The organism is Tsukamurella sp. TY48, from assembly GCF_019656655.1.
In the GTDB taxonomy this organism is placed as follows: Bacteria; Actinomycetota; Actinomycetes; order Mycobacteriales; family Mycobacteriaceae; genus Tsukamurella; species Tsukamurella strandjordii.
Window position 1 is genome coordinate 356,179 of sequence record NZ_BPMV01000001.1, and the last position, 26,132, is coordinate 382,310.

Annotated in this window: 25 protein-coding genes, 1 other RNA gene and 1 pseudogene; 11 read left to right on the forward strand and 16 right to left on the reverse strand. The window is 70.0% G+C overall.

The annotated features are described in order from the left end of the window. Positions 1-21 precede the first annotated feature (21 nt). Positions 22-783, forward strand: a complete 762-nt coding sequence (locus tag TTY48_RS01690; protein WP_220655865.1) for a DUF4191 domain-containing protein — start codon at positions 22-24, stop codon at positions 781-783. Positions 784-801: 18 nt separating this feature from the next. Here the strand turns inward: TTY48_RS01690 and TTY48_RS01695 are convergent, their stop codons facing one another. Then, positions 802-1,284 (reverse strand): RDD family protein, encoded by a 483-nt coding sequence (locus TTY48_RS01695; protein WP_220655866.1) that lies wholly within the window; start codon positions 1,282-1,284, stop codon positions 802-804. A 190-nt stretch (positions 1,285-1,474) separates the two neighbouring features. Here TTY48_RS01695 and glnA (TTY48_RS01700) point away from each other — a divergent pair, with 190 nt between their 5' ends. Further along, entirely contained in the window at positions 1,475-2,908 is a 1,434-nt protein-coding gene (gene glnA, locus TTY48_RS01700) for a type I glutamate--ammonia ligase (protein ID WP_220655867.1), read from the forward strand. Between the two features lie 118 nt (positions 2,909-3,026). Continuing rightward, positions 3,027-3,209, forward strand: coding sequence for a hypothetical protein (locus TTY48_RS01705; RefSeq protein ID WP_220655868.1), 183 nt, complete (start codon positions 3,027-3,029; stop codon positions 3,207-3,209). Between the two features lie 10 nt (positions 3,210-3,219). Here TTY48_RS01705 and TTY48_RS01710 read toward each other — a convergent pair whose 3' ends face one another. Then, positions 3,220-3,753 carry an AAA family ATPase gene (locus TTY48_RS01710; RefSeq protein ID WP_220655869.1) on the reverse strand — a complete coding sequence of 178 codons (534 nt, stop codon included), beginning with the start codon at positions 3,751-3,753 and terminating at the stop codon, positions 3,220-3,222. Between the two features lie 140 nt (positions 3,754-3,893). On the opposite strand from TTY48_RS01710, the gene TTY48_RS01715 reads away from it, so the two are divergent. Together TTY48_RS01715 and TTY48_RS01720 are read left to right on the forward strand one after the other, a co-directional pair. Beyond that, a complete protein-coding gene (locus TTY48_RS01715) occupies positions 3,894-4,445 on the forward strand; it encodes an FKBP-type peptidyl-prolyl cis-trans isomerase (RefSeq protein WP_220655870.1) in 552 nt (183 codons plus the stop codon). A 79-nt stretch (positions 4,446-4,524) separates the two neighbouring features. Then, the gene (locus TTY48_RS01720) at positions 4,525-5,001 is read left to right on the forward strand and encodes a nitroreductase family deazaflavin-dependent oxidoreductase (RefSeq protein WP_220655871.1); all 477 of its coding nucleotides are present in this window, start codon (positions 4,525-4,527) and stop codon (positions 4,999-5,001) included. 2 nt (positions 5,002-5,003) lie between these two features. Here the strand turns inward: TTY48_RS01720 and TTY48_RS01725 are convergent, their stop codons facing one another. The 3 genes from TTY48_RS01725 to glnA (TTY48_RS01735) are packed head-to-tail and all read right to left on the reverse strand — an operon-like array spanning position 5,004 to position 10,379. Further along, complete coding sequence (locus TTY48_RS01725) at positions 5,004-5,942, reverse strand: endonuclease/exonuclease/phosphatase family protein (protein ID WP_220655872.1); 939 nt, start codon at positions 5,940-5,942, stop codon at positions 5,004-5,006. Between the two features lie 54 nt (positions 5,943-5,996). Then, positions 5,997-9,026 carry a bifunctional [glutamine synthetase] adenylyltransferase/[glutamine synthetase]-adenylyl-L-tyrosine phosphorylase gene (locus TTY48_RS01730; RefSeq protein WP_220655873.1) on the reverse strand — a complete coding sequence of 1,010 codons (3,030 nt, stop codon included), beginning with the start codon at positions 9,024-9,026 and terminating at the stop codon, positions 5,997-5,999. A 12-nt stretch (positions 9,027-9,038) separates the two neighbouring features. Continuing rightward, entirely contained in the window at positions 9,039-10,379 is a 1,341-nt protein-coding gene (gene glnA / locus TTY48_RS01735) for a type I glutamate--ammonia ligase (protein WP_220655874.1), read from the reverse strand. Between the two features lie 106 nt (positions 10,380-10,485). Between glnA (TTY48_RS01735) and TTY48_RS01740 the strand changes: the two genes are divergently transcribed. Beyond that, on the forward strand, positions 10,486-11,070 hold the full coding sequence (locus TTY48_RS01740) for an FKBP-type peptidyl-prolyl cis-trans isomerase (RefSeq protein ID WP_220655875.1): 585 nt from the start codon (positions 10,486-10,488) through the stop codon (positions 11,068-11,070). 3 nt (positions 11,071-11,073) lie between these two features. Here the strand turns inward: TTY48_RS01740 and TTY48_RS01745 are convergent, their stop codons facing one another. Further along, positions 11,074-12,639: an alpha/beta hydrolase gene (locus TTY48_RS01745; RefSeq protein WP_220655876.1), complete on the reverse strand. Its 1,566-nt coding sequence runs from the start codon at positions 12,637-12,639 to the stop codon at positions 11,074-11,076. Between the two features lie 54 nt (positions 12,640-12,693). Between TTY48_RS01745 and TTY48_RS01750 the strand changes: the two genes are divergently transcribed. From TTY48_RS01750 to TTY48_RS01765, 4 genes are all read left to right on the forward strand, one after another. Then, positions 12,694-14,442: an NAD+ synthase gene (locus TTY48_RS01750; protein WP_220655877.1), complete on the forward strand. Its 1,749-nt coding sequence runs from the start codon at positions 12,694-12,696 to the stop codon at positions 14,440-14,442. Positions 14,443-14,509: 67 nt separating this feature from the next. Then, the gene (panB, locus tag TTY48_RS01755) at positions 14,510-15,364 is read left to right on the forward strand and encodes a 3-methyl-2-oxobutanoate hydroxymethyltransferase (protein WP_220655878.1); all 855 of its coding nucleotides are present in this window, start codon (positions 14,510-14,512) and stop codon (positions 15,362-15,364) included. Continuing rightward, positions 15,364-16,362, forward strand: coding sequence for a prolyl aminopeptidase (gene pip, locus TTY48_RS01760; RefSeq protein WP_220655879.1), 999 nt, complete (start codon positions 15,364-15,366; stop codon positions 16,360-16,362). Before panB ends, pip begins: the two co-directional genes overlap by 1 nt. A 3-nt stretch (positions 16,363-16,365) precedes the next feature. Next, positions 16,366-17,838: a CYTH and CHAD domain-containing protein gene (locus TTY48_RS01765; protein WP_220655880.1), complete on the forward strand. Its 1,473-nt coding sequence runs from the start codon at positions 16,366-16,368 to the stop codon at positions 17,836-17,838. A 4-nt stretch (positions 17,839-17,842) separates the two neighbouring features. On the opposite strand, the gene TTY48_RS01770 is transcribed toward TTY48_RS01765, so the two are convergent. The 5 genes from TTY48_RS01770 to TTY48_RS01790 are packed head-to-tail and all read right to left on the reverse strand — an operon-like array spanning position 17,843 to position 22,664. Continuing rightward, complete coding sequence (locus TTY48_RS01770; RefSeq protein WP_220655881.1) at positions 17,843-18,577, reverse strand: cutinase family protein; 735 nt, start codon at positions 18,575-18,577, stop codon at positions 17,843-17,845. 5 nt (positions 18,578-18,582) lie between these two features. Beyond that, positions 18,583-19,986: an RNB domain-containing ribonuclease gene (locus tag TTY48_RS01775; RefSeq protein WP_220658406.1), complete on the reverse strand. Its 1,404-nt coding sequence runs from the start codon at positions 19,984-19,986 to the stop codon at positions 18,583-18,585. Positions 19,987-19,997: 11 nt separating this feature from the next. Then, on the reverse strand, positions 19,998-20,783 hold the full coding sequence (locus tag TTY48_RS01780; protein WP_255585461.1) for an acyl-[acyl-carrier-protein] thioesterase: 786 nt from the start codon (positions 20,781-20,783) through the stop codon (positions 19,998-20,000). 52 nt (positions 20,784-20,835) lie between these two features. Beyond that, positions 20,836-21,669 (reverse strand): ABC transporter permease, encoded by an 834-nt coding sequence (locus TTY48_RS01785; RefSeq protein ID WP_220655882.1) that lies wholly within the window; start codon positions 21,667-21,669, stop codon positions 20,836-20,838. After that, complete coding sequence (locus tag TTY48_RS01790) at positions 21,666-22,664, reverse strand: ATP-binding cassette domain-containing protein (protein ID WP_220655883.1); 999 nt, start codon at positions 22,662-22,664, stop codon at positions 21,666-21,668. The genes TTY48_RS01785 and TTY48_RS01790 overlap by 4 nt, the downstream gene beginning before the upstream one ends. Before the next feature lie 81 nt (positions 22,665-22,745). Here TTY48_RS01790 and TTY48_RS01795 point away from each other — a divergent pair, with 81 nt between their 5' ends. Next, positions 22,746-23,009, forward strand: coding sequence for a hypothetical protein (locus tag TTY48_RS01795; RefSeq protein WP_220655884.1), 264 nt, complete (start codon positions 22,746-22,748; stop codon positions 23,007-23,009). Here the strand turns inward: TTY48_RS01795 and TTY48_RS01800 are convergent. The 5 genes and pseudogenes from TTY48_RS01800 to TTY48_RS01820 all read right to left on the reverse strand — a co-directional run bounded on the left by TTY48_RS01800 (position 23,006) and on the right by TTY48_RS01820 (position 26,115). Beyond that, a complete protein-coding gene (locus TTY48_RS01800; RefSeq protein WP_220655885.1) occupies positions 23,006-23,494 on the reverse strand; it encodes a DUF6194 family protein in 489 nt (162 codons plus the stop codon). The genes TTY48_RS01795 and TTY48_RS01800 overlap by 4 nt on opposite strands. A 7-nt stretch (positions 23,495-23,501) precedes the next feature. Next, positions 23,502-24,251, reverse strand: a complete 750-nt coding sequence (locus TTY48_RS01805; RefSeq protein ID WP_220655886.1) for a DUF2127 domain-containing protein — start codon at positions 24,249-24,251, stop codon at positions 23,502-23,504. 39 nt (positions 24,252-24,290) lie between these two features. Continuing rightward, an RNA gene (gene rnpB / locus TTY48_RS01810) (RNase P RNA component class A) lies at positions 24,291-24,705 on the reverse strand. Positions 24,706-24,730: 25 nt separating this feature from the next. After that, positions 24,731-25,378 (reverse strand): annotated as a pseudogene (locus TTY48_RS01815) (histidine phosphatase family protein); the annotation flags it as partial. Then, complete coding sequence (locus TTY48_RS01820; protein WP_220655888.1) at positions 25,375-26,115, reverse strand: zinc ribbon domain-containing protein; 741 nt, start codon at positions 26,113-26,115, stop codon at positions 25,375-25,377. The gene TTY48_RS01820 and the pseudogene TTY48_RS01815, both read right to left, overlap by 4 nt. Between the last annotated feature and the right edge of the window lie 17 nt (positions 26,116-26,132).

Here is a 26,132-nt window from a genome sequence, read left to right on the forward strand (position 1 = left end):
CCGCGCCGTAAACTGACTCCCATGGCAAAGGACAACGCAGCCGCAGACAAGCTCAAGGCAGCCAAGGCCGAGGCGAAGAAGGCCCGCCGGGCCGCCTCGAAGGAGCGCCGCAAGCAGATGTGGCAGGCGTTCCAGATGCAGCGCAAGGAGGACAAGGCCCTCCTGCCGATCATGATCGGCATCTTCTTCGCAGCGATCGTCGCCTCGGTGGTGATCGGCTACTTCTTCGGCAACTGGTGGATGTTCCTCATCCTGGGCATCCTGTTCGGTGCCCTGGGCGCGTTCATCACCTTCACCCGCCGCCTCGAGCGCAGCGTGTACGCCAAGAACGAGGGACAGGTGGGCGCCGCCGGCTGGGCGCTGGAGAACATGCGCGGCTCGTGGCGCGTGAACCAGGCCGTGGCCCGCACCACCCACGCCGATGCCGTGCACCGCGTGATCGGCAAGCCGGGCATCATCCTGATCGCCGAGGGCAACGAGGGTCGGGTCCGCGGCCTGATGGCGCAGGAGAAGAAGAAGACGGCGCGCGTCGTGGGCCAGACCCCGATCTACGAGTTCGTGGTGGGTCCCGACGAGGGCCAGGTCCCGCTGCGCAAGCTGCAGAAGACGCTGAACAAGCTGCCCTCGAACATCAACGGCAAGAAGATGGACGAGCTGGAGGGCCGCCTCGCGGCACTGTCGAACCGCAGTGGCGGCGCGCAGCTGCCCCGCGGTCCCCTGCCGCAGGGCGCCAAGATGCGCAGCGTGCAGCGCACCGTCCGGCGCAAGACCGGCTCGAACTAGCGAACGACGGCGACCGCGCTACCGGGTCCGCACCACGACGGTGCCGGTGGCGCGGTCCTGCATTCCGCGGCCGTCCACGTCCTGGATCAGCGGCGGCACCAGGAAGACGATCAGCGCATTGCGGCCGAGCGCGCGCAGCAGCCCCACCCGCATGGCCGGGTCTTCGATCCGGGCCACCCGCAGGCCGGCGAAGTACTGGCCCGGGGTGAAGCCGAACAGCGTCACCGCGAGCACGCCCACCACGAACCAGATGCCCAGCGCGCTCGTGTCGAAGGCGGTGGGCTCGCCGCCGAAGACCTTCGACGGTCCGGCGATCGCGAGCGCGATCAGTGCCGAGGGCACCCAGTCGAGCATCAGCGCGAGCACGCGGCGGCCGGTGGGCGCGAGCGATCCGGCACCGTCGCGCGGGAGGCCGAGGCCCGCGCCCCGGTACTCGCCGTGTGCGCCCTCGGGCAGCGCCGCGGAGGCGCCGGACAGCCATGATCCCGTTTCTCGACCCATGCCTCCAGGGTACGGCCAAGCAGGTGATGGGCGATTTCGCGGTCCCAACAGATGTGTAACACCGATGAAACATTCCGTTAGTTCGCGGGCAACACCGCGTCCATAGCGTCAATTCTCGTAACCTCGGTGACAGGGCGAGACGGTGAGCCGGCCCGCTTCCGCCATCGGACGACGAAGGAGCCAGTAACAGGTGTTCACTACCAAAGAGGAACTTCTCGACTACCTGAAGAAGGAGAACGTCGAGTACGTCGACATCCGCTTCTGCGATCTGCCGGGCACGATGCAGCACTTCAGCATCCCCGCCTCGGCGTTCGATGAGAGCGTCTTCGAGGACGGTCTGGCCTTCGACGGCTCGTCGATCCGCGGCTTCCAGTCGATCGATGAATCCGACATGATGCTGCTCCCCGACGTCACCACGGCGCGCATCGATCCCTTCCGCGCGGCGAAGACCCTGAACATCTCGTTCTTCGTCCACGACCCGTTCACCCGTGAGGCCTACAGCCGCGACCCGCGCAACATCGCGCGGAAGGCGGAGGAGTACCTCAAGAGCACCGGCATCGCCGACACCTGCTTCTTCGGTGCCGAGGCCGAGTTCTACATCTTCGACTCGGTCTCGTACGACTCGACGATCAACGGCTCGTTCTACGAGGTCGACTCGATCTCGGGTTCGTGGAACACCGGCCGCTCGGTCGAGGAGGACGGCTCGCCGAACCTCGGCTACAAGGTCAAGACCAAGGGCGGCTACTTCCCCGTGGCGCCGTACGACCACTACGTGGACCTGCGCGACAAGATCTCGACGAACCTGCAGAACGCCGGCTTCACGCTGGAGCGCGGCCACCACGAGGTGGGCACCGGCGGCCAGGCCGAGATCAACTACAAGTTCGACACGCTGCTGCACGCGGCCGACGATGTCCAGCTGTTCAAGTACATCGTGAAGAACACCGCGTGGCAGGAGGGCAAGACCGTCACGTTCATGCCGAAGCCGCTGTTCGGTGACAACGGCTCGGGCATGCACGCCCACCAGTCGCTGTGGAAGGACGGCAAGCCGCTGTTCTACGACGAGGCCGGCTACGGCGGTCTGTCGGACCTGGCGCGGTGGTACATCGGCGGCATCCTGCACCACGCCCCGTCGCTGCTCGCGTTCACCAACCCGACGATCAACTCGTACAAGCGCCTGGTGCCGGGCTACGAGGCCCCGATCAACCTGGTGTACAGCCAGCGCAACCGTTCGGCGTGTGTCCGCATCCCGATCACGGGCAACAACCCCAAGGCCAAGCGCATCGAGTTCCGTTGCCCCGACTCGTCGGGCAACCCGTACCTGGCCTTCGCCGCCATGATGATGGCGGGCCTGGACGGCATCAAGAACAAGATCGAGCCGCACGCCCCCGTCGACAAGGACCTCTACGAGCTGCCGCCCGAGGAGGCCAAGGGCATCCCGCAGGCCCCGACGCAGCTCGCGGACGTGATCGATCGTCTCGAGGAGGACCACGAGTACCTCACCGCCGGTGGCGTGTTCACCGAGGACCTGATCGAGACCTGGATCGCCTACAAGCGTGAGCAGGAGATCGCTCCGGTGAACCTGCGCCCGCACCCGTACGAGTTCCAGCTGTACTACGACGTGTAAATCGTCGAGCTGAACGACCGGTCGGCCCCGTACCTGGCATCAGGTGCGGGGCCGACCTGCGTTTCGGAGCCCCGCGGCGATCCGGCGGTATCGTCGGAACGGACCGAAGGAGGCCACGATGTTCGAGGCGAAGCTGAAGCGCGACGAGGTGATCGACCGCATCGGTTCGGGTGACCGGCCGAAGCCGCGGGTGAGTACGACGCTCCCCAACGGTCAGCAGCTCATCATCCCGACCGTCGAGAAGAGTCGGCAGCACGACGACCCCAAGGACTCCGGCGGCACGCGCCCGGAGCCGTCCTGATCTGAGTCGCTCACTCGCTTCGGCTGCCTGATTCCACGGCGGCGAGCACCTGGTCGGCGAGCGCGGCCGGGCTCGACCGGTCAGACCGCAGGATCATCGTCGCGCCGGACTGACGGGACGCGGCCCCGGGATCGAGGCGTTCGATCGCCCAGCTCGCGGCGTCGGGTCCGAATCCGGCGTCCACGGCGCGCGCCCGTAGCCGTTCGCGCAGCACCTCGGGATCGGTGTCGAGGAAGACGTGCAGCACCGGCTCCCCCGCGGCCGCGAGGCCGCCCAGGATCTCGTCACGATAGGCGTCGCGCAGAAGCGACATCGGCACGATCAGAGTCTCGGCGTGGTGCCGCCGCAGCGATAACGCCGTCGCCACCACGAGCTCACGCCAACTCGGCAGGTCCTGGAAGTCGGAACTGCGGGGCAGCCACCGCCACAGCATCGTGCCCACGTCCTCGGGGTCGTAGACCACCGCATCGGGCAGCCTGCGGTGCAGTTCCTCCGCCAGCGTCGTCTTCCCCGCCCCGAATCCGCCGTTGAGCCAGATGATCACTCCTCCAACGTAACGGTGGCCGGCCTCGGGGCGTGAACACGCGACGGTCACCGATCGCCGCCCGCATCCTCCCCGGAACACGGATCGACCGCCGGATCCCCTTCCGCTACACGCTGTCCTGGACCCGGTAGGTTGGCCCCATGCATGCGTCCCGCCTCCTGACCACCGTCACCGTCGCCACCCTCGCCGCCGCCACCCTCACGGCGTGCGGTTCGGGTCCGAAGTCGGAGGCCACCTGCCCGTCCGGCTCGCCCGGGACGTCGACCGCCCCGGACTGGCGCTACCAGGGCGCCAAGGGCTCGCTCGAGGTCACCGGCCCTACCGATGCCAACGCCCCGCGCATCACCGTCACCACGCCGTTCGAGGTGGCGCAGACGCACGTGCAGACCTTCGCCCCGCGCGGCGACGGCGCCGAGGTGAGCGAGAAGTCCACCGTCTCGGTCTGCTACATGGGCGTCAACGGCCGCGACGGCAAGGTCTTCGACAGCAGCTACGACCGCGGCACGCCCGCCGAGTTCTCCCTCGACGGCGTGATCCCGGGCTTCAAGAAGGCCCTGGAGGGCCAGAAGGTCGGTTCGACGGTGGGCGTGGCCGTCGCCCCCGCGGACGGCTACCCGGAGGGCCAGCCGGCGGCCGGCATCCAGGCGGGCGACACCCTGGTCTTCGTGCTGAAGATCCTGTCGGCGAAGTAGCCCGATCTCGGGGATAGTCCCGATGTGCGGGCGGCGCCCCGCGGCCACACTGGAGGCACCGTCGAATCCAGGAGGCCTCGTGCGCACACTGCTCATCACCCTGGGAGCCCTCGCGCTCCTGCCGATCGCCGCGGTCGCCACCATCGTGCTCGGCATGCGCTACAACGTGCGCCCGATCCTCGACGCCGTGCGCCGGTTCAACCGCGCCGTCACCAACCCGCGTGCCCTCGGCTCCGCGGAGAACGAGGAGTCCACGCGCACCGTGGTCCGGCATGTGGGCCGCAGGAGCGGCAAGGCCTACGAGACCCCGGTCGACGCCTTCGACACCGGCCGCGACACGCTGCTGGTCGCGCTGCCCTACGGCCCGGACACCGACTGGGTGCGCAACATCACCGCGGCGGGTGGTGCCGATGTGCTGCGCCGGGGCCGCGAGTTCACGGTGACGGCGCCGCGCGTGGTGGCCACCGCCGAGGTGGTGGACGAGCTGCCCGCCTCACTGCGCCGCACCCTACGGCTGTTCAACGTGGAGAACTGCCTGGAGCTGCGCGTCGCCTGAACTCAGCCCACCGTGGCGAGCAGCGCCTTGTGATCGGCCCCCGGGATCTCGTGCCTGGTCACCGCGGAGGCGCCGAGCCCGCGCAGGAGCACGTGATCGATCCCGACCATCGGCGGGTAGGGCTTGTCCGTGGGGTAGGTGGGCAGCCATCCGGCGCCCGCGAGGATCCCCGCATCCTGGTAGCCGCCGGTCAACAGTCGGCGGAACTGCACGTGATCGTAGGTGGCGTTGTAATCGCCCAGCGCGATCACGGGACGGCCCGCGGGAACGCCCTGCAACAGCGACCCGATCTGCCGCAGTTCGCGGTCCCAGGTCTCGGGCTGCAGCGGCGGCACGGGATGCAGGGCGAACAGCTGCACCTCGCCGCGCCCCGGGACCGTGGCCACGGCGGTGATCCCCTCCAGGGTGAATCCCGGGATCGACGCCGAGCTGGTCAGGGGGTAGCGGCTGTACAGTCCCGTACCGCCGGCCATCTCGACGGGCCGCACGAAGCCGTTCGGCAGATCGGTCGCGATCGTGGACGCCGCGATCCGCTGCGCCGCCGCGGGCGTGAGCTCCTCGACGGCGAGCACGTCGACCCGCTTGTCCCGCACCAACTTCGCGAGGGCGTCCACATCACCGGCGCCGACCTGCAGGTTCGAGGTGAGCACGGTGATCACCCGGTCCACGGGCGGACCATCGGCCCGGTACAGCGGCGACTGCACCCACAGGCCGGCCGCCACCACCGCGCAGACGAGCACCAGCCGCAGCCACGCCCGGATCGCCATGAGGCACACCAGCGCCAGCACCGCGGTGGCCACGAACAGCACCGGTGAGACGGCGGTCGCGGCGAGCGTCGCGTCCCGCGAGCCCGGCCAGAAGTGCAGCGCCAGTGCCACGATCGCGACGATCAGGGCCGCGGTGCCCACGATGCTCGCCACCGGGCGCAGGACGATTCTCATGCGGCCATTGTGCCCGGCGCCGGCGCAGCGGACGGGAGCCGCAGGTCGTGGCGGCTATTCGCCCCAGAACACGCGGTCGACCACGGCGCGGGCGCGGCGCGTGGTGCGCAGGTAGTCCTCGAGGAAGTCGAGCGAACTCCCCCGCCAGCCCGCCACGTAGGCGACGTTGGACAGGACGGCACCCGGGCCCGGCAGCTGATCGACGGGCTTGCCGCGCACCAGGAAGAGGGCGTTGCGGGCGCGGGTCGCGGTGAGCCAGGCATCGCGGAGCAGTTCCACATCGGCCTCGGGGAGCAGCTCGTGCGAGCCGATCGCATCGAGCGATTCCAGCGTCGAGGTGTTCTGCAGCGCCGGAACGTCACTCGCGTAGCGCAACTGCTCGAGCTGCACCGTCCACTCGACGTCCGAGAGGCCGCCGCGCCCGAGTTTGGTGTGCGTGGCGGGGTCGGCGCCGCGGGGCAACCGCTCCGAATCCACCCGCGCCTTGATGCGTCGCAGTTCCTTGACGGTGTCGGGTGAGACGCCTCCCGCCGGGTACCGGGTCTCGTCCACCATGTGCAGGAATTCGAGCGACAGCGATTCGTCGCCGGCCACGTGCGTGGCCCGCAGCAGCGCCTGCACCTCCCAGTGCTGGGCCCACTGCGCGTAGTAGGCGCGGTACGCGGCCAGGGTGCGCACCACCGGTCCGTTGCGGCCCTCGGGGCGCAACCCGGTGTCCACCTCCAGCCCCGGGTCCACCGACGGTGCGCCGAGCCGAGTACGGACGGCGTCCGCCACCTGGTTCGCCCAGCGCACGGCGTCGGCCTCGTCGGCGCCGTACACCGGATCGCACACGAACAGCACGTCGGCGTCGGAGCCGTAGCCGATCTCGTGGCCGCCGAGGCGCCCCATGCCGATCACCGCGATCCGCGCCGGCGCACCGGGCGGCGCGTCCCGGCCGCTGGATTCCCGTTCGGCGATGGTGCTGGCGATCTCGGAGACCAGGGCCGCATCGAGGGCGGCGGCCCACACCGACGACAGTGCGGTGCACACCTCCGGCACCGTGAGCATGCCGAGGATATCGGCCGAGGCCACGCGCGCGATCTCGCTGCGGCGCATGGCGCGGGCCACGGCGATGGCCCGGTCCCGGTGCGGCGCACGACTGACCGCGGCGAGCATCCCGTTGTAGACCTCCTGCGGCGAGGTCTCGGTGAGTTTCGGGCCGGTGGCACCGTCGGCGTACAGCCGGATCACTTCCGGCGACCGGGCGAGGAGTTCGGCGACGAAGGTCGACGATCCCAGCACCGTCATCAAACGCTGCGCCACCACCGATTCGTCGCGCAGCACCCGCAGGTACCACTCCACATCGCGCAGGTCCTCCGAGAGCTTGCGGTAGTTCAGCAGGCCGGCGTCGGGATTCGGTGTCTCGCTGAGCCATTCGAGAAGCGTGGGTAGCAGGATGGTCTGGATCCTGCCGCGGCGGGAGGAATCCGCCATCGCCTTGAGGTGCGCGAGGGCGTTCCCGGCCTGGCGGAAGCCGAGTGCGCCGAGCCGGGAGATGATCGCGTCGTCCGACAGCCGCATGGCATCGGAGTCGAGGTGCGCGATCGAATCCAGCAGCGGCCGGTAGAACAGCTTGGTGTGCAGCCGCCGCACCCGGGCGGACTGCCGCTTGAGTTCGGCACGCAGCACGCCGGTGGCGTCGCGGTCACCGTCGGGACGGATGTGCGCGGCGCGCGCGAGCCAGCGCCAGGCCTCCTCGTGATCGGCGGGCGGCAGCAGGTGGGTGCGCTCCATCCGCCGCAGCTGGAGGCGGTGTTCCAGCAGCCTCAGGAACTCGTACGAGGCGGTGAAGTTGGCGCCGTCCTCCCGTCCCACGTAGCCGCCGGCGGTGAGGGCGGAGAGCGCGGAGACGGTGCTCAGTTCCCGCAGCGATTCATCGGTGCGGCCGTGCACGAGTTGCAGGAGCTGCACGGCGAACTCCACGTCCCGCAGGCCGCCGCGTCCCAGTTTCAGTTCCCGCTCGCGCAGGTCCGGGGCGATGTTCTCCTCCACCCGGCGGCGCATCTCCTGCACCTCGGGCACGAAGTCCTCGCGCTGGCTGGCGTCCCACACCATCGGGCTGAGCGCGGCGATGTAGTCGTGGCCCAGTCGCAGATCGCCCGTCTGCGGGCGCGCTTTGAGCAGCGCCTGGAACTCCCAGGTCTTGGCCCACCGCTTGTAGTACGCCACATGGGAATCCAGCGTGCGGGTGAGGCTGCCGTTCTTGCCCTCGGGGCGCAGGCCCGCGTCCACGTCGAAGAAGGCCGCCGAGCCGATCCGCATCATCTCGCCGGCCAACCGCGCGCTCGCCGAATCGGCGGGCTCGGCCACGAAGATCACGTCCACATCGGACACGTAGTTCAGTTCTCGCGCACCGCACTTGCCCATGGCGATCACCGCGAGCCTGCCCTCGGGATCGGAGTCGGGGAAGGTGGTGGCCACCGCCACGGACAGCGCGGCCGTCAGGGCCGCATCGGCCAGGTCCGCCAGGTGCGCACCGACGAGCGGGAAGGGCAGGGTCGGCTCGTTCTCCACGAGTTCCGCGAGGTCCCGGGCGGCGAGCACCATGATCAGGTCGCGGTAGGCGTCGCGCAGCTTCGAGATCGCCTCTCCCCCGGTGATCGCCGCGCGGTAGAGCAGATCGTCGTCGGGGCGGCCGGGCACCTTCACTGCGTCCACCGAGGCCAGCATCGCGTCGATCACCTCGTCGCGGCTCTTCAGCGGCGCGGTATCGGTCAGCAGCCGCCAGGACGACGGATTGCTGATCAGATGGTCGCCGAGCGCATCGGAGGCACCGAGGAGGCCGAACAGCCGGCCGCGGAAGGTGGTGTCGGACAGGATGAGTCCCGCGATCTCCTCCCACTCCTCGCCGACCGCCTCGCGCAGCCGTACCAGCGCACGCAGGGTCCAATCGGGATCGGCGGCGCGGGACAGTGCCCACAGCACGTCACTGCAGGCGGAGTTCGCCCACCCGAGCAGGCGGAGGTTGTCCTCCGCATTGGGGTCGAGCAGTCCCAGCCGACCGGCACTCGGTCGGCGCACCTCGCGATTGGTCGGCGGCACCGTCGCCCCCGCCTACAACGAGAGGTAGCGGTTGAGTTCGAAGGGGGTGACCACCGACCGGTAGTCGTTCCACTCCGACCACTTGTTGCGCAGGAAGTACTCGAAAACGTGCTCCCCCAGGGTCTCCGCGACCAGCTCGCTCTTCTCCATGAGCACCAGGGCGTCATCGAGGGCGGTGGGCAGGTCGCGGAATCCCATGGAGCGGCGCTCGCGCGCCGTCATCTGCCGCACATCGTCCTCGGCGGCCTCGGGCAGCTCGTACCCGCCCTTGACGCCTTCAAGACCGGCCGCGCAGAGCACGGCGAAGGCGAGGTACGGGTTGCACGCCGAATCGGGCGAGCGCACCTCGATGCGGCGGCTGCTGGACTTGTTGGGCGTGTACAGCGGCACCCGCACCATCGCCGACCGGTTCGCGGCGCCCCAGGTGGCCGCGGTGGGCGCCTCATCGCCGGTCACCAGGCGCTTGTAGGAGTTCACCCACTGGTTGGTGACGGCGGAGATCTCGGGGGCGTGATGCAGGATGCCCGCGATGAAGGCCTTGCCGGTGGCCGACAGCTGCAGCTCGTCGTCGGGGTCGTGGAAGGCATTGGAATCGCCCTCGAACAGGCTCATGTGGGTGTGCATGCCCGAGCCGGGGTGGTCACTGAAGGGCTTGGGCATGAAGGAGGCCTTCACGCCGCCGGCCATCGCGACTTCCTTGACCAGATAGCGGAAGGTCATCACGTTGTCGGCCATGGACAGTGCGTCCGCGTACCGCAGGTCGATCTCCTGCTGGCCGGGGCCCGCCTCGTGGTGGCTGAATTCGACAGAGATGCCCATGGCTTCGAGCGCCTCGATCGCGGCGCGCCGGAAGTTGGGGGCGGTCTCGTGCACGGCCTGATCGAAGTAGCCGCCGTTGTCGGCGGGGATCGGATTGCCGTGCGGGTCGAGTTCCTTCTTCATCAGATAGAACTCGATCTCGGGGTGCACGTAGCAGGAGAATCCGAGGTCGGCGGCGCGGTTGAGCTGGCGCCGCAGGACGTGCCGGGAGTCGCCCCACGACGGCGTACCGTCGGGCATCGCGATGTCGCAGAACATGCGCACCGAGTGCATCTCGCCGTCGTTGCCCACCCAGGGCAGCACCTGGAAGGTCGACGGATCGGGCTTGGCCACCGTGTCGGCCTCGGACACCCGGGAGAAGCCCTCGATCGACGAACCGTCGAAGCCGATGCCCTCGCTGAACGCGCCCTCGAGTTCGGCCGGGGCGATGGCCACCGACTTGAGGAAACCGAGTACGTCGGTGAACCACAACCGCACGAAGCGGATGTCCCGTTCCTCGATGGTACGAAGGACGAACTCCTGCTGCCGATCCATAGCTCGACCCTAGGCGAGAAGGTGTTAACGCTGTGTTACATGTACGCCGTTCAGGCCGAGCACTTCGGTTCCGGAACGATTCCGTCCCGAAGCAAGTAGGGTCCGGATGGTGAATGCGCGCTCCGCACGATTCGCTGTAGCAGTGGCGGTCCCGCTCCTGCTGGTCTCCTGCGGCTCCCCCGCCGACACCACGTCCACCGCGCCTGCGGCGGCCCGGGACCCCCTCGCGACGTGCCCCTCGGAAGCACCGGCGGCGGACGCGAAGCCCACCGTCGTCTTCGAGGGCGACGGCGGCCGCGGCCGCGCGAACGTGGTGCCGCCGACGAAGGCCGCGGCGCCACGGGTCACGGTGACCACCCCGTTCCGCGTGGACCGCACCCAGGTGTTGCGCGTGCACGGCGGAAGCGGCCCCGCGCTCTCCGAGAACGCCGTCGTCACCGTCTGTTATCAGGGCGTGAACGGGCGCACCGGCGCGGTCTTCGACGATTCCTTCGCCCGCTCGGCCTCGGCGGAGTTCGCACTCACCGACGTGGTCCCCGGGTTCCGCAAGGCGATCGCGGGCCAGCAGGTGGGCTCCACGGTCGCGGCGGCGATCACCAGCGCGGACGGCTACCCGCAGGGGCAGCCGGCCGCGCAGATCGATCCCGGCGACACGTTGATCTTCACGATCACGGTGCTCGGCGCGAGCTGACCGCTACTTCTGCGGCGCGCACTTCAGGTCGGCCGGCGGGACGGTGAGATCGCGCAGGTACGCGGTGACGGCACCGTCGACACACGGATTGCCCTCCAGCGAGACCGTGTGCTGGCTGCCCTCGTAGCTGATGAGCGAGGCGTCCAGCTGCTTGGCCAGGTTCACCCCGTTCTGGTACGGCGTGGCCGGATCGTGCGTGGTGGAGACCACCACCAGCTTCGGCGCGCCGAGGGCCTTCACCTCGTGCGGCTTGAGCGTGGGCGCGGCGGGCCAGAAGGCGCAGGAGTCCTTGGCCGCCCGGCCGGTGCCGCGGCCGTCGTCGAGGAACGGCGCCACCCGCCGCAGGTCGGTATCGAGCTTGCCGAGCTCCGCCGGATCGGTGACGGCCGGACCGTCGACGCAGTTGATCGCGCGGTTGGCGTCCATCATCGGGGAGTACTTCCCGCTCGGGTCCCGGCTGAGGTACAGGTCGGCCATCCGCTGCAGCAGGGCACCGTCGCCCCGCTTGAGGTTCGTCAGGCCCGTGCGCAGCGGCTCCCACAGCTGCTGGGCGTACATGCCCTGGATGGTGGCGGTGGTGGCGTCGCTGTAGCTCAGCATTCGCCGGCCCTGGCCGCGCACCGGCGCATCGATCAGCGGGCGGACCAGCTGCTGGTAGGTCGCGGTCGCCTGCGCGGGGTCGGGACCCAGTGGGCAGTCCGGGCGGGTCGCGCAGTCCTTGGCGAAATCGTCGAAGACGGTCTGGAACCCGGCCATCTGCTCCACCGAGGACTTCGCCGACTCCTGCGACGGGTCGACCGCACCGTCGAGCACCAGGGCGCGGACCTTGTCCGGGAAGGTCTCCGCGTAGATCGCGCCGATGAAGGTGCCGTAGCTGTACCCGAGGTAGGTGAGCTTCTCGTCGCCGAGGACGGCCCGCAGCACGTCGAGATCGCGGACGGTGTCGATCGTCCCCACGTTCTGCAGGAACTTCTTGCCCATCTTGTCCTCGCAGGACTTGGCGATGTTCTTGTTGAAGTCCTCCTGCTTGGCGATACCGTCCGGGGTGTTGTCGCTGGTCAGGTTGAGCATGCGGTTGTCGTCACGCTGCTGGTCGCTCAGGCACTTCACGGCGGGCGTCGAGGCGCCCACGCCGCGGGGGTCCCAGCCGACCAGATCGAAATCGCGCGCCAGGTCCAGCTTGCCGAGGTCGCGGGACTTGCTTGCCACCAGCTGCACGCCGGAGCCGCCGGGACCGCCCGGGTTCATCAGGAGCGAGCCCTTGCGCTCCCCCGTGGCCTTGGTGCGCGCCACGGCCAGCTTCACCTCGCCGGCGCCGATGTCGTTGTAGTCCACGGGCACCGTCACCTTGCCGCACTGCATGCTCGGGTCGTAGTCGTCGACACCGTCCGCCTTGGCGATGGCGGTGCACGAGCCCCAGTCGATCTTCTGGTTGTAGAACTTCTCGAGCCCGCGCTCGGCCTTGGGGGCGGAGCTCGCGGGGCTACCCGGAATCGTGCTGGAACAGCCGGACAGGGCGACGACGGTGAGCAGCACGGTCGCGCCCGCTGCGCGCTTGGAGGCCATCATTGTTTCGATCCTGCCACGCGCCGCCGCCGGAACCCGGGACGATAGGGTTGATCCATGACGCCCCTTCGTGTCGCGGCATGCCAGATCAACCCCGTGGTGGGCCATCTGGACGCCAATGTCAGCCGGATCACCGCCGCTGCGCGGGACGCCGCCGAGCGCGGGGCGCAGGTCGCCGTGTTCGGCGAGATGGCCCTCACCGGATACCCCGTGGAAGACCTCCTGCTGCGGCGTTCCTTCGCCGTCGATTCCCGCGAGGCGGTGCACGATCTGGCGCGCGCCCTGGACGCCGCAGGTTGCGGCGATCTGATCGTGGTGGTCGGCTTCCTCGACCGCGATCCCGACGCTCCCGAGACCAGCACCAATCCCACCGGCGGCGCCCGCAACGCCGCGGGCGTGCTGCACCGCGGCGAGCTGGTGGCCCGCTACGACAAGCACTTCCTGCCGAACTACGGCGTCTTCGACGAGAAGCGGTGGTTCACCCCCGGCGACAGGCTGGTGGTCCTCGACGTCGACGGCGTGCGGCTCGGCCTCGCGATCTGTGAGGACGCGTGGTGGCCGGACGGTCCCGTCGCGGGCCTCGGCGAGCTCGGCGTGGACGCGGTGCTGTGCCTGAACGCGAGCCCGTTCGAGGTGGGCAAGCCCGCGCAGCGGCGCGAGGTGGTGGCCCAGCGGGTCGCCGAGGGCGGCGCGCCCGTGATCTACGTGAACCTGGTGGGCGGGCAGGACGAGCTCGTCTTCGACGGTGACTCCTTCGTCTGCACCGCCGACGGTGCGCCGGCGGCGGGTCCGCAGTTCGTCGAGCACACGCAGTTCGCCGACGTGCCCTCGCTGGGCCGGGAGCGCGCCGACACCGTCGACGGCTGGCAGGTGGAGACGGTCTCGCTGTCGGCGCGGCCGAATGCGCAGTACCCGCAGCAGGTGACCGGCTGGTCCGAGCTCGACGAGTACTCGCAGATCTGGGCGGCGCTGGTCACCGGCACCCGCGACTACGTGCACAAGGTGGGCGGCCGCACGGTCTCCCTCGGACTGTCCGGCGGGATCGACTCCGCGGTGGTGGCGATCATCGCGGCCGACGCCGTGGGCGCGGACAACGTGTACGCCGTCTCCATGCCGTCCAAGTACAGCTCGGACCACTCCAAGGGCGACGCCGCGGACCTCGCCGAACGCACCGGTATCCACTACCGCACCGAGCCGATCGAGCACATGGTGGCGACCTTCGTCGATCAGCTGCACCTGACCGGCCCCGCCGAGGAGAACATCCAGGCCCGGTGCCGCGGTATGACGCTGATGTCGCTGTCGAATCTGGACGGCCACCTGGTACTCGCCACCGGCAACAAGAGCGAGCTGGCGGTGGGCTACTCCACCATCTACGGCGACGCCGTGGGCGCCTTCGCCCCGATCCGCGACGTGGAGAAGTCGCTGGTGTGGGATCTGGCGCGGTGGCGCAACAAGGTCGCCGTCGAGCGCGGTGAGACCCCGCCGATCCCGGAGTCGTCGATCACCAAGGAGCCCTCTGCCGAGTTGCGGCCGGGCCAGAAGGACAGCGATTCGCTGCCCGACTACGAGATCCTCGACGACATCCTTCGCCGCTACGTCGAACAGGACCAGGGCGTGGCCGAGATCGCCGAGAACGGGAACAACGGCGCCGGGTACGACCCCGAGCTCATCCGCAAGGTCGCCCGGCTGGTGGACCGCGCCGAGTACAAGCGACGCCAGTACCCGCTGGGACCGAAGGTCACGCCGAAGGCCTTCGGCCGGGACCGCAGGATGCCGATCACGAACCGCTGGCACGACCCGGCCTGAGGAGGCCGCACCCACGGACTGCCCGGACCGGAGAGACCGGCTGGGACACGAAAAATGGAGTGATTCAATGAGCGAAACGCCTCTCTACGGAAGCGGTTCCACCCCGGAACCGGTTTCGGAACGACCGCGCAAGAAGGTGCGCATCCATCATCTCGCCGAGCTCAAGGAGCGGGGCGAGAAGTGGGCGATGCTCACCAGCTACGACTACATGACCGCCTCGATCTTCGACGAGGCCGGCGTCACCGCCCTACTGATCGGCGACAGCGCAGCGAACACCGTGTACGGGTTCGACTCCACGCTGCCGATGGAGCTGGACGTGATGGCGGCGATGGTGGCGGCCGTGCGGCGCGGCACGAAGTACGCGCTCGTGGTGGCGGACATGCCCTTCGGCACCTACGAGGCCTCCCCCGAGCAGGCCTTCGAATCGGCATCGAAGCTGATGAAGGCCGGCGCCGAGGCGGTGAAGCTGGAGGGCGGCGTGCACATGGCACCCACCATCGAATTCCTGCAGCGCCGCGGCATCCCGGTGATGGCGCACATCGGCTTCACACCGCAATCGGTGAACACCCTGGGCGGCAACCGGGTTCAGGGCCGCAGCGACGAGACCGCGGACAAGATCCGCGCCGATGCCAAGGCCGTCGACGCGGCGGGCGCGTTCTCGGTGGTGCTGGAGATGGTGCCCTCGGCGGTGGCCGCCGAGGTCACCGAGGAGATCGCGATCCCCACGATCGGGATCGGCGCGGGCAAGGACTGCGACGGCCAGGTGCTGGTGTGGCAGGACATGTCCGGCCTCAACCGCGGCCGGGTGGCGCGGTTCGTCAAGCGGTACGCGAACATCGGCGACGAGCTGCTGCGCGGCGCCCAGGACTACGTGGCGGAGGTCGCCTCGGGCGAGTTCCCCGGACCGGAGCACGGATTCTGATGCGAGAGTTCTATCCCGAGATCGAGGCCTACAGCACCGAGCTGCTGGACGTGGGCGACGGGCAGTTGCTGTACGTGGAGCAGAGCGGCAACCCCGAGGGCAAGCCGGTGGTGTTCATCCACGGCGGCCCCGGCGGCGGCACCTCCCCCGACTGCCGGCGGTTCTTCGACCCCGCGGCCTACCGCATCGTGGTCTTCGACCAGCGCGGCTGCGGGCAGTCCAAGCCGCACATCGCCGACCCGCCGGCGGGCGACGGTGATTCGCTCGCGGACCGGCTCGCGGTGAACACCACGGCGCACCTGATCGCCGATGTCGAGAAGATCCGCGAGCACCTCGGCATCGACCGGTGGCAGGTGTTCGGCGGTTCCTGGGGCTCGACGCTGGGACTGGCGTACGCCCAGGCGCATCCCGAGCGGGTCACCGAGTTGGTGCTGCGCGGCATCTTCCTGCTACGCCGCAGCGAGCTGGACTGGTACTACAACGAGGGCGCCTCGCACGTGTACCCGGACAACTGGGAGGAGTACCTGGCCCCGCTCGACGAGGCCGACCGCTCCCCTGAGGCGGACAAGATCGCGGCGTACCACCGGCTGCTGCACTCCGACGACACCGACGTGGCCCTGCGGGCCGCGAAGGCGTGGTCGAAGTGGGAACGCAGCACGAGCCACCTGATCAACACCCCGGAGTCCTCGGCCGACGCCGACGATCCGCGGTTCGCGATCCCATTCGCGCAGATCGAGAATCACTACTTCGTGAACGGCGGCTTCCTGAACGAGGGCCAGTTGCTGCGGGACATCGACCGCATCGCCGGCACTCCGGGCGTGATCGTGCAGGGCCGCTACGACGTGGTGTGCCCGGCGCGCAGCGCCTGGGACCTGCACCGGGCGTGGCCCGCCGCGGACATCACGATCGTGCCCGATGCCGGTCACTCGGCGTTCGAGCCCGGTATCCGTTCGGCGCTCATCGAGGCCACCGACCGATTCGCGAACCTCGGGAGCTGAGCGATGGCCGAGCAGCGTGAGATCGAGACCAAGTACGAGGTCGGCGCGGACACCGCGGTGCCCGCCCTGGCCGCGGTACCGGGGGTGGACCACACGTCGACCGACGAGGTCTTCCACCTGTCCGCCGTGTACTACGACACCGAGGCGCTGGACCTGTCCGCGAATCGGATCACGCTGCGCCGCCGCACGGGCGGCAAGGACGACGGGTGGCACCTCAAGCTGCCCGACGGTGCCGACCGCCGCGAGGTGACCGCGCCCCTGGGCGACGACGACGAGGTGCCGGCGGAGCTGCTCGACCGGGTCCGCGCCGTCGTCCGGGGCCGGCCTCTCGCCCCGATCGCCATCGTCAACAACCAGCGGCACACCACGTACTGCCATGCGGCCGACGGTGAGCTGCTCGGCGAGTTCGTCGACGACCACGTCAGCTCGGTATCGCTGCTCCCCGAGGGCGCCGAGAAGACCTGGCGCGAATGGGAGTTCGAGGTTCCCGACACCGCGCTCGGGCGCAAGGCGGCGATCGCCGTCGACCGGGCCCTGCGTGCGGCCGGCGGCGACACCCCGGATTCGGCGTCGAAGCTGGCGCGTGCGATCGACGCCGATCCCCGGCGGGGCACCGTCGAGCTGCCGAAGAAGGCTTCGCACGCCACCGCCGCGCAGCTCCTGGTGGCGGCGCTGGCGGCGTACCGGGATCGACTGGTGCAGCAGGACCCGCGGGTACGGCAGCACGGCGACGATTCCGTGCACCAGATGCGGGTGGCGACCCGGCAACTGCGCAGTGTGCTCACCGAGTACTCGGGGTTCTTCTCCGGACCCGCGCGGGCGGCCCTGAGTTCCGAGCTCAAGTTGCTGGCCTCGGTGCTCGGCACGGTGCGCGACGCGGAGGTGCTCGCCGACCGGTTCGCCGCCTTCGACGCCGAGGGCGAGCTGGGCGGTGCGGGTGCCGCACTCGCGGAACGGCAGCGGGCCGCGGAGGCCCGCGGCTGGGTGCGGGTTGCGAGCGCCCTCGACTCCGATCGCTACTACCTGCTCCTCGACGCCGTGGACGCGCTGATCGAGGATCCACCGCTCAAGGACCGCGCCGAGCAGCCCGCGGTCAAGAGCCTGGCACCCCTGCTGCACAAGCGGATCCGGGCGTTCGCCAAGGAGTCCTCCGCCCTCCTGGCGGATCCGGCGGCGACGGACGACGATGTGCACGCCGTGCGCAAACACGCCAAGCGACTGCGGTACGCCGCAGCGGTCGTCGAGCCGGTGGTGCGCGGTGAGCTGCGCGCCCAGGTGAAGGCGCTCGCGGCCGTACAGACCCGGCTCGGCGAGTTCCAGGACGCGACGATCGCCCGCGACGCGATCGCCGATCTGGCGGCGGAGACCACCGATCCGGCGATCGCCTTCCGGCTGGGCAGGCTCGACGCCGTCGAGGAGCGCCGCGCCGCCCGAGCCCGGGCATCACTGCCCGAGCTGCTGCGGAAGCTGCGCTGACCGGCTAGACGCCGGCGATCGCCGCGACCCGGTTGCCGATATCGGCGCCGGAGTAGTTGTTGTGCGAGTTGGACACGGTCTGCATCAGGTCACCGGTCCAGTGGCACACGGGATCCCCGGTGTTGCAGATGCTGATCGTGCGGCCGCCGACGGCGGGCGGCAGCGGCGCGGGATCGGCACCGCTGATCGGAACCGACGCCTGCGCCATGCCCGGCGTGCGGGGCGCGGAGCCGAGGTAGCGCGTGGTGTCGTTCGGGATGCGATCGGGATCGGCGATGAGTCCCGCGGCCACCACCTGCGGGCGCGGCCCCATGCGCTGCAGTGCGCGGTGCACCGCCGAGGCGCCCTGGGAGTAGCCGACCAAGACGATCTTGGTGGACGGACACTGCTTGATCACGATGTCGACATCGCCCTGGGTATTGCCCGCACCGATGTTGATGCTGGCCAGGAAGCCGCCGACCTGGTCGAGCCCGCTGGGGACGGGCGCCGCGGGGTAGTAGATCGGGCGCAGCGCCACCGTCTTACCGGCGGCCCGCACCTTCGACGCGAAGGCCTGCGCGGCGGAATTGACCATCGTGCCCATGCCGCCGCCGACGCCGCCCTCACCCGAGCCGGCGGCACCGATGAAGGTGTAGTCGGCGCAGCCCGGCGCGGCGGAGGCCGGACTCGCGACGGCCAGCGGTGCGACCGGAGCGAGAAGAGCGGCGAGGACGGGGACCAGGACGTGACGTCGGCTCATGGCTTTCAAACTAGCGTGCCATCGAAGCCGAAGGCCACCTTTCGAGTAGCAACATCGGCGGATTCCAGGCGCACGCGCACCCGCTCCCCCTCCGGCGGCTTGCCGTTGCACAATGCGATCACCGCGGGATCGTCGAGGAGCACCTGATCCTCGCGCATCGCGATCGCGTCGAAGGTCTCTCCGACGCGATCGCCGAGGATCACGGCCTCGGTGAGGTCGATGCAGGCGCGGTCCACCTTGTTGGCGATGCCGTTCGTGCGCTGCATCGTCTCGGCGACGTCGGTGAGCGCGTCCCGGGCCCAGGCGGGGACCTCGGTGCCCGCGACGACGGCGAGGCAGACCTCGGTGGCGTACCTGTCCGCGAGGCGGCGCAGGGGCGCGGTGACGTGCGCATAGGGCGCGCCGACCCCGGCGTGCGAGGCGTCCTCCGGCAGCGCGGCGAGGCCGGGTCCGAAGGCGGCGTAGCCGGACCCGCGGAGCAGCCGCGCGGCATCGCTCATGACGGCGAGGCCGCGCGGGGTGCTCACATCGACCTGGGCCAGGAATTCGCCGACGGTGGCGCCCTTCGGCCATTGCTGTCCCAGGGCCTTGGCGGTGCGCCCCAGCGCGGCGACGGCATCGTCGGGGGCGGCCGGCAGAGTTCGGAGCAGGCCCACCCCGGCGTCGAGCATGATCTTGGCCGCGCACACGCCGGTGAGCAGGGAGATCTGCGCGTTGTAGCCGTCGAAATCGGTGCGCGGTTCGATCCGCAACTCCCACCCGTCGGCGCCGCGGAAGGCCTCCTGGGCCGGGAGGCGCAACTCGATGGCGCCGTGCGCGCGGGCCCAGGCCTGGCGCAACCGGCCGACCTCCGGGAGCAGGGCGACGCTGGGGTGCACGCGCCCAGCGTCGAAGTCGGCCTGCACCCCCGCGTAGTCGAGTTGCGCGCGCGACCGGACGGTGGCGCGGCGCACCGTCGCGGCGGTCACCTCACCGGAGGCGTTCAGCCGGATCTCCCACAGCACGGCGGGCCGGTCCTGTTCCGGGAGCAGCGATCCGACGCCCTCGGACAGCGACCGCGGGTGCAGCGGCACCGACCCGTCGGGCAGGTACATGGTCTGGCCGCGCCGCCGGGTCTCGGCCTCCAGCGCGCCGCCGGGTGCGACCAGGGCGCCGACGTCGGCGATCGCGTAGTGCACCAGGTAGCCCTCGCCGTCGGCGGCGATGTGCACGGCCTGGTCGAGATCCTTCGAACCCGGCGGATCGATGGTGACGAACTCGATGTCGCGACGGTCGACGCGGGCATCGGCGTGGCGGTCGGCGGCGGCATCGGCCTCCGCCTGCACCTCGTCGGGGAACTGCTCGACCAGTTCGAACTCGGCACGGACGGTGGAGAAATCGACGTCGCTCGACGGGACGGCGCCGCGCATCGGAATGCCGGTCACTCCGCGTCGACCGCCTCGACGCTCATCGCCGCAGCAGTGCGATCGCCGGCCACGAGCCAGGCGTAGAGCACATCGCCGTCGCGGTAGGCGAGCAGGCGCGGGGCGTCCTCGATCTGGAGCGCGGAATTGTGCTCGACCACGCCGCGCAGGGGCAGCCGCTCGCGCAGGTCCGGCTGGGTGGCGAGCACCTCCTCCAGCGCCGTCCAGTACACGGCGTTGTTGACGTGCTGGATGATGTCGAGGTCCGCGGCGCGCAGCAGGAAGGGCACCTCGTAGGCGTCCGGGTGGGGCTTCGGATCGAGCCAGGACTTCCAGCGCAGCACGCCGGGCTCGGCCGCGGCGCCGAAGGTGCCGAGGAAGGTCTCGCTCAGCGCCGACGGGGTGAGCGTGTCGATGTTGAAGTTGATCCAGAAGGCCTCGGTCTCGATCCGCGTTCCCTTGACCCCGTCGATGCCGATCCGCACGTTGCACCAGCGCGAACCCATCTTCGAGCCCCAGCGTTCCACGGTGAGCACATCGGGCTGCTCGCCGCCCTCCAGGATCTCGATCACCGTGCGGCGCACCACCCAGTAGGGGTGGATCTCCTCGTAGTCCACGTGCCGCAGGTGATCCTGGCCGGTGTCCTGCAGGTACCGGGCGACGCCGTCGAACTTCAGGCGGCGGTCCTGGCTCACCGCGTCGCCCCGCACGGAGCGCTGGGCGGTGTAGATGGCGCCGCTTTCCAGCAGTTCGCTGCGGCGGGCCGGGTCGGTGATGCGCGGGGGCAGGGGTTCTCCGATCACGTCCGGAGTCTTGCACACCCGGGGCCGGGAATCCGCGCGGCCACCGGATCCCTCAGTCGACGGTGCGCTTGTTGAACGCCCGCACGGCGAGCGGGGCGAGGATCGCGGTCAACAGCACGGCCCAGCCGATCGTCGCCAGCACCGGATGCTGCAGCGACCAGGGCGCGTCTTCCCGGAGCGGTAGCCCGTTGCCCCACAGCTCCCGCATCGCCTGCACCAGTGACGAGACGGGATTCCACTCCGCGACCGCCCGCAGCCAGGGGGCCATTCCGGCGGTGGGCACGAAGGCGTTCGACAGGAAAGTCACGGGAAACATTGTTGCGAACATGAATCCGTTCACCGCTTCGACCGACTGCATGAGGCAGCCGACCAGGATGCCGAACCAGATCATCGCGAACCCGAACAGGAGCAGGACGGCGAAGCCGAGCACCGCGTCGATCGGATTGGTGCGGATGCGCCACCCGATCACGAGGCCCGTGAGGCACATGACCACGATGCCGATCGACGAGTGCAGGAGGCTGGCGATGCTGCGCCCGATCAGCACGGAGGCGCGGCTGATCGGCAACGAACGGAACCGGTCGATGATGCCCTTGTCGAGGTCGGTGGTGAGGCCGCTGGCCACCACGAAGCAGGTGAACACCATCGTCTGCCCCAGGATGCCGGGCAACAGGTACTCGCGGTAGGAGACGCCCTCGGTGGGGATGGCGGCGCCGAAGACGAAGGCGAACAGCACCGTGAACATGATCGGCTGGATGGTGACGTCCGAGAGCATCTCGGGCATCCGCTTGGTATGGATGAGGCTGCGCCGGACCATGATCCACGACTGGGTCCACAGGCTGGTCTGGTGCGTCTCCACCGCTGCGGCGGTGCTCGTGGGGGTGCTCATGCGGAGGCCTCCTCGGCATCGTCGGATTCGGCGGGCGCCGAGGGCTCGGTGCGCTGGCCCGTGAGGGACAGGAAGACGTCGTCGAGGCTGGGGCGGGCGAGACCGAGATCGTCGACCTCGATCCCGCTGTCCGCGAACAGCGCGACCACGCGGTTCAGGTCGGACAGTCCGTCGGCCGGGGTGCTGATGCGCCGTGCGCCCTCGTCCACGAAGACCTCGCCGCCGAGCCCTGCCAGGAGGTCGCGGGAGCGCGGGATATCGGCCGAGTCCGAGACGGTGAGCACCAGACTGGCGGCACCCGCCCGCTCCTTGAGCTGCAGCGGCGTGCCCTGCGCGATCACCTTGCCCTTGTCGATCACCACGATGTCGTCCGCCAACTGATCGGCCTCCTCCAGGTACTGCGTGGTGAGCAGCAGCGTGGTCCCCTGCGCCACGAGCGACCGCAACACGTCCCACAGCTCGGAACGCGACCGCGGATCGAGGCCGGTGGTGGGCTCGTCCAGGAAGAGCACCGGCGGCGCGGTGAGCAGGCTGACCGCCAGATCGAGCCGGCGCCGCATACCACCGGAGTACGCCTTGACCTGTTTGTCCCCGGCCGCGGTGAGCGAGAACTGTTCGAGCAGATCGTCACTGCGGCGCTTGAGGACCGCCTTGGGGATGCCGTACAACCCGCCGATCATCCTGAGGTTCTCCCGACCGGTGAGGATCTCGTCGACCGTGGCCGCCTGCCCCGTCAGCCCCATACTGCGGCGGACCTGCGCCGGATCGTCGACCACATCGAATCCCGCGATCCGCGCGGTCCCCGAGGTGGGCGGCGAGAGCGTGGTCATCATCCGGACCGTGGTGGTCTTCCCCGCACCGTTGGGCCCCAGCATGCCGAGCACCTTGCCCGCCGGAACCCGGAAGCTCACTCCGTCCACCGCGGTGAAGTCGTCGAAACGTTTGACGAGGTCGATCGCCTCGATGGCCCAGTCGCCGGGGGCTGTATCGGTCATGGGGTCGACGGTAGTGCGCCCCACTGACGAGTTCTAGGAGTTTTCGGCACGAACCGGACCGCAAGGGACCACGATGAAGCCATGCCGATGCTGCGAACCGGATCCGTGGTGACCGTCTACGTCGGCATCGCCGACGAGGCCCGGGTCGCCGAATTGCTCGCCCGCGACGGGCACACCTGGTTGCGGTCGACGGGCGTGTACGTGGCGCCCTCCGGCGCGGTCGATGCGGCGGTCTTCCGGGTGAGCGTGCACGGCCTCGGGAGCGGGCGGCTGGTCAAGAAGCTGCGGGCCGCGCAGCAATCGATCTGGCTCACCTTCGACGTGGCCGGCGAGGTCGGCTTCTAACTGCGGCGGGCGCGCCCCGCCTCGCGCTCGTGCGCCGCCCGCAGCAGCGCGGCCACGTCCTGCGCGGCGGCCGGATTCACCACCGACACCCAGCCCTGCGCCGCGTAGAGCGGATGCGGGATGAGGGCGCCGTCGGCGGCGTAGTCCCACTCCCCGGCGCGCGCCGCGTGCTCGGCCGGCGGGTATCCGATCAGCTCGGCGAAGGCCTCGCGCCCCACGTTGGCGTTCACCCGGAAAGCGCCCGGCCGGCCGAGGTCGGAGGACTCATCGCCGGGGTAGTCCTTGGTGACGATGGTCGCGAAGGGCATCACGGCGGGCCGCTCCCCCGGGGTGAAATAGGCGAAGGTGTCGCCCCAGGCCACCTCGGGTACCGGGGTCACCCCGTCGGCGGCCAGCGCGCCTGGGGCGATGGTGTCCGCGGTGGTGTCCGGCAGCGCCGCCAGGACGGCGATCACGTCCTCGCGGACGCGGTTCCGGTCGGTCATGGCTCTCCTACTGTCCGGCGCGCCGCACCGCGAGCACGCTCTCCGATTCCCGTTCGGCGTAGTAGGCCTCGGCACCGCCGTTGAGCCCGAACAGCCGCTTGCTCCACAGTAGCCAGGCGACGGCGGCGATGTTGACCAGTAGTGCGCCCGCCCGGAGCACCGTGACCTTCTCGCTGATCTCGTAGATCTCCAGCGGGAGGAAGGCCGAGGTGGCGATCACCGCGAAGTACTCGCCCCAGCGCGCGCCGCGCCACAGCCCGACCGCCTCGATCATCTCGACGAGGGCGTAGGCGAAGAGCGCCACCGCGATCCACGCCAGCGTAGTGCCGGACAGGTCGAGCGCCTCGTCGAGCGCGCGGATGATGCGCGAGTCGTCGGGGTTCCAACCCAGCTGTTCGCCCAGCGTCCGGAGCACCGGCAGTTCGGAGTCGAAGATCTGGCGCAGGTGCGTGCGCGAGCCGCGCACCTGCCACACGGCGACGCCTGCGGCCACGAACACCAGTCCGCGCAGCAGTCGCTCGATCGCGAGGAAGCGCATGATCAACTCGTCCCGCAGGGCGCGCCCGCGCGGCACCGTCGGCGCGTGGGCGGCGGGTCCCGATCCCTGCGGCTCGCCCACCACGTAGTCGTCGCAGCGCAGGCACCGCCACGCCGAACCCTCCGCCGTCTCCGCGTGGATGCGCGCGCTGAGATCGGCCTCGTCGGGCGCGTAGGTGACGTGACCGCGCACGCCGCACCACAGCACGGAGAGATCCATCCGGCCAGGCTAGCGCCGATCCGGCGGATCCGCGTGGGGCGGACGAGCTGACGTGTAAGCCGGATCCTGTCCCGGTCCACGTCGCCGTGGGCCGGGGGCGGCCATCCATCTGGACACACCGTCGCCGGGTGCCTCAAGCGGTCTACCCGCACGCTCGGGCGAGCAGCCCTCGAACACGCGCGCAGCGGAACCCTAGGGGTTCCGCCTTCGACCTTGCTCCGGGTGGGGTTTACCGAGCCGCGACGGTCACCCGCCGCGCTGGTGCGCTCTTACCGCACCGTTTCACCCTTACCCGGGCCGAAGCCCGGGCGGTCTCTTCTCTGTGGCACTGTCCCGCGGGTCACCCCGGGTTGCCGTTAGCAACCACCCTGCCCTGTGGAGTCCGGACTTTCCTCGACTCGGGCCTGCTGGTGGTTCCAGCCGTCCCCGACGCCGCGGCCGCCCGGTCAGCTCGTCCGCGTCGTACAGGGTACCCCGCGCTAGACCTGGGGGGTGCGGTTGACCAGCCGCACCGAAGCGCCGCCGTCGGGATAGAAGTCGGCGATCGAGATCGACGCCAGGTCCAGGTGCAGCCGGTAGAGGAGCTGCGGGCCCGCGTCCAGCGCGATCCGCAGCAGGGTCTTGATCGGCGTCACGTGCGAGACCACCAGGACGGTGCCGCCGGGATGCTCGGCCAGGATGTCGCGCAATGCGGACTCCACGCGGCTGTGCACCTGGTCGAAGCTCTCGCCGCCGGGAGCGGCCACCGAGGTGTCCCCCAGCCAGCGGCCGTGCAGGCCGGGATCGCGCTCACGCGCCTGCGCGAAGGTCAGGCCCTCCCACTCGCCGAAGTCGGTCTCGATGAACCGGTCTTCGATCCGGATCCGGACATCGCGGCCGATGTTCACCTCGGCGGCGGTCTCGCGCGCCCGGTCCAGCGGCGAACACACGATGGCATCGATCTCGCTCGACGCCAGCAGGCCCGCCGCGCCCGCTGCTTGCGCACGGCCCACCTCGGTGAGCCGCGGATTCCCTCGGCCCGAGTACAGGCGACCCACCGAGGCCCGGGTCTGCCCGTGCCGCAACAGGATCAACCGAGTCGGTTCGGCCACCGAAGTGGTCCACCCGCCGCGCTGAGGCGCCGTCACGACAGTCCGGACTCGTTCGTCCGCACCAGGATCGCGCCGCACTCGTCGCAGTGCACCACCACGTCGGCGGTGGTCCGCGCGACCGTATCGATGAAGCCGCGGTCGAGCTCGATGCGGCACGCGCCGCACCGTCGGGCCTGCAGCAGCCCCGCGCCCACGCCAGACGCCGCCCGGCACCGCTCGTACTCGGCGTACAGGTCCTCGGGCAACGTGGCCACGAGTTCCTCGCGGGAGGCGGCGGTGCGCGCGCGGGCCACCTCGATGTCCTTGAGCGACTCCTCCCGGCGACGGTTCACACCGGCGATCTTCTCGGTGGTGGCGTTCACGGTGGCCTCGGCGCGCTGCTGGTCGAGTTCGACGGCCTCGCGGCGCTCCATGAGTTCGAGCTGCTCGTCCTCCAGCACCGACTGCCGGCGCTCGAGCCCCTTGAGCTCGTGCTCGAGCTCGGTGAGCTGCTTCGCGCCGATCGTGCCGGAGGCCATCAGCTCGCGATCCTTCTCCTCGCGCAGCCGGGTCTGGTTGACCTCGGTCTCCAGCTTGGCGATATCGCGGTCGAGGTCTTCCACCAGGATCGACACCCGCACGGACTCATCGCGTTCGGTGGTCGCCTGCTTCTCGAGCTCGGCGATCTCGGCGTCCTCCGGCAGATGCGTGACGCGGTGCGTGAGCCGCGAGATCTCCGCATCCACCTCGGCGAGGTCCAGCAGGGAGCGTTGGGCGCCCGGATCAGCGTTCATCTGCGCCACTCTACGCA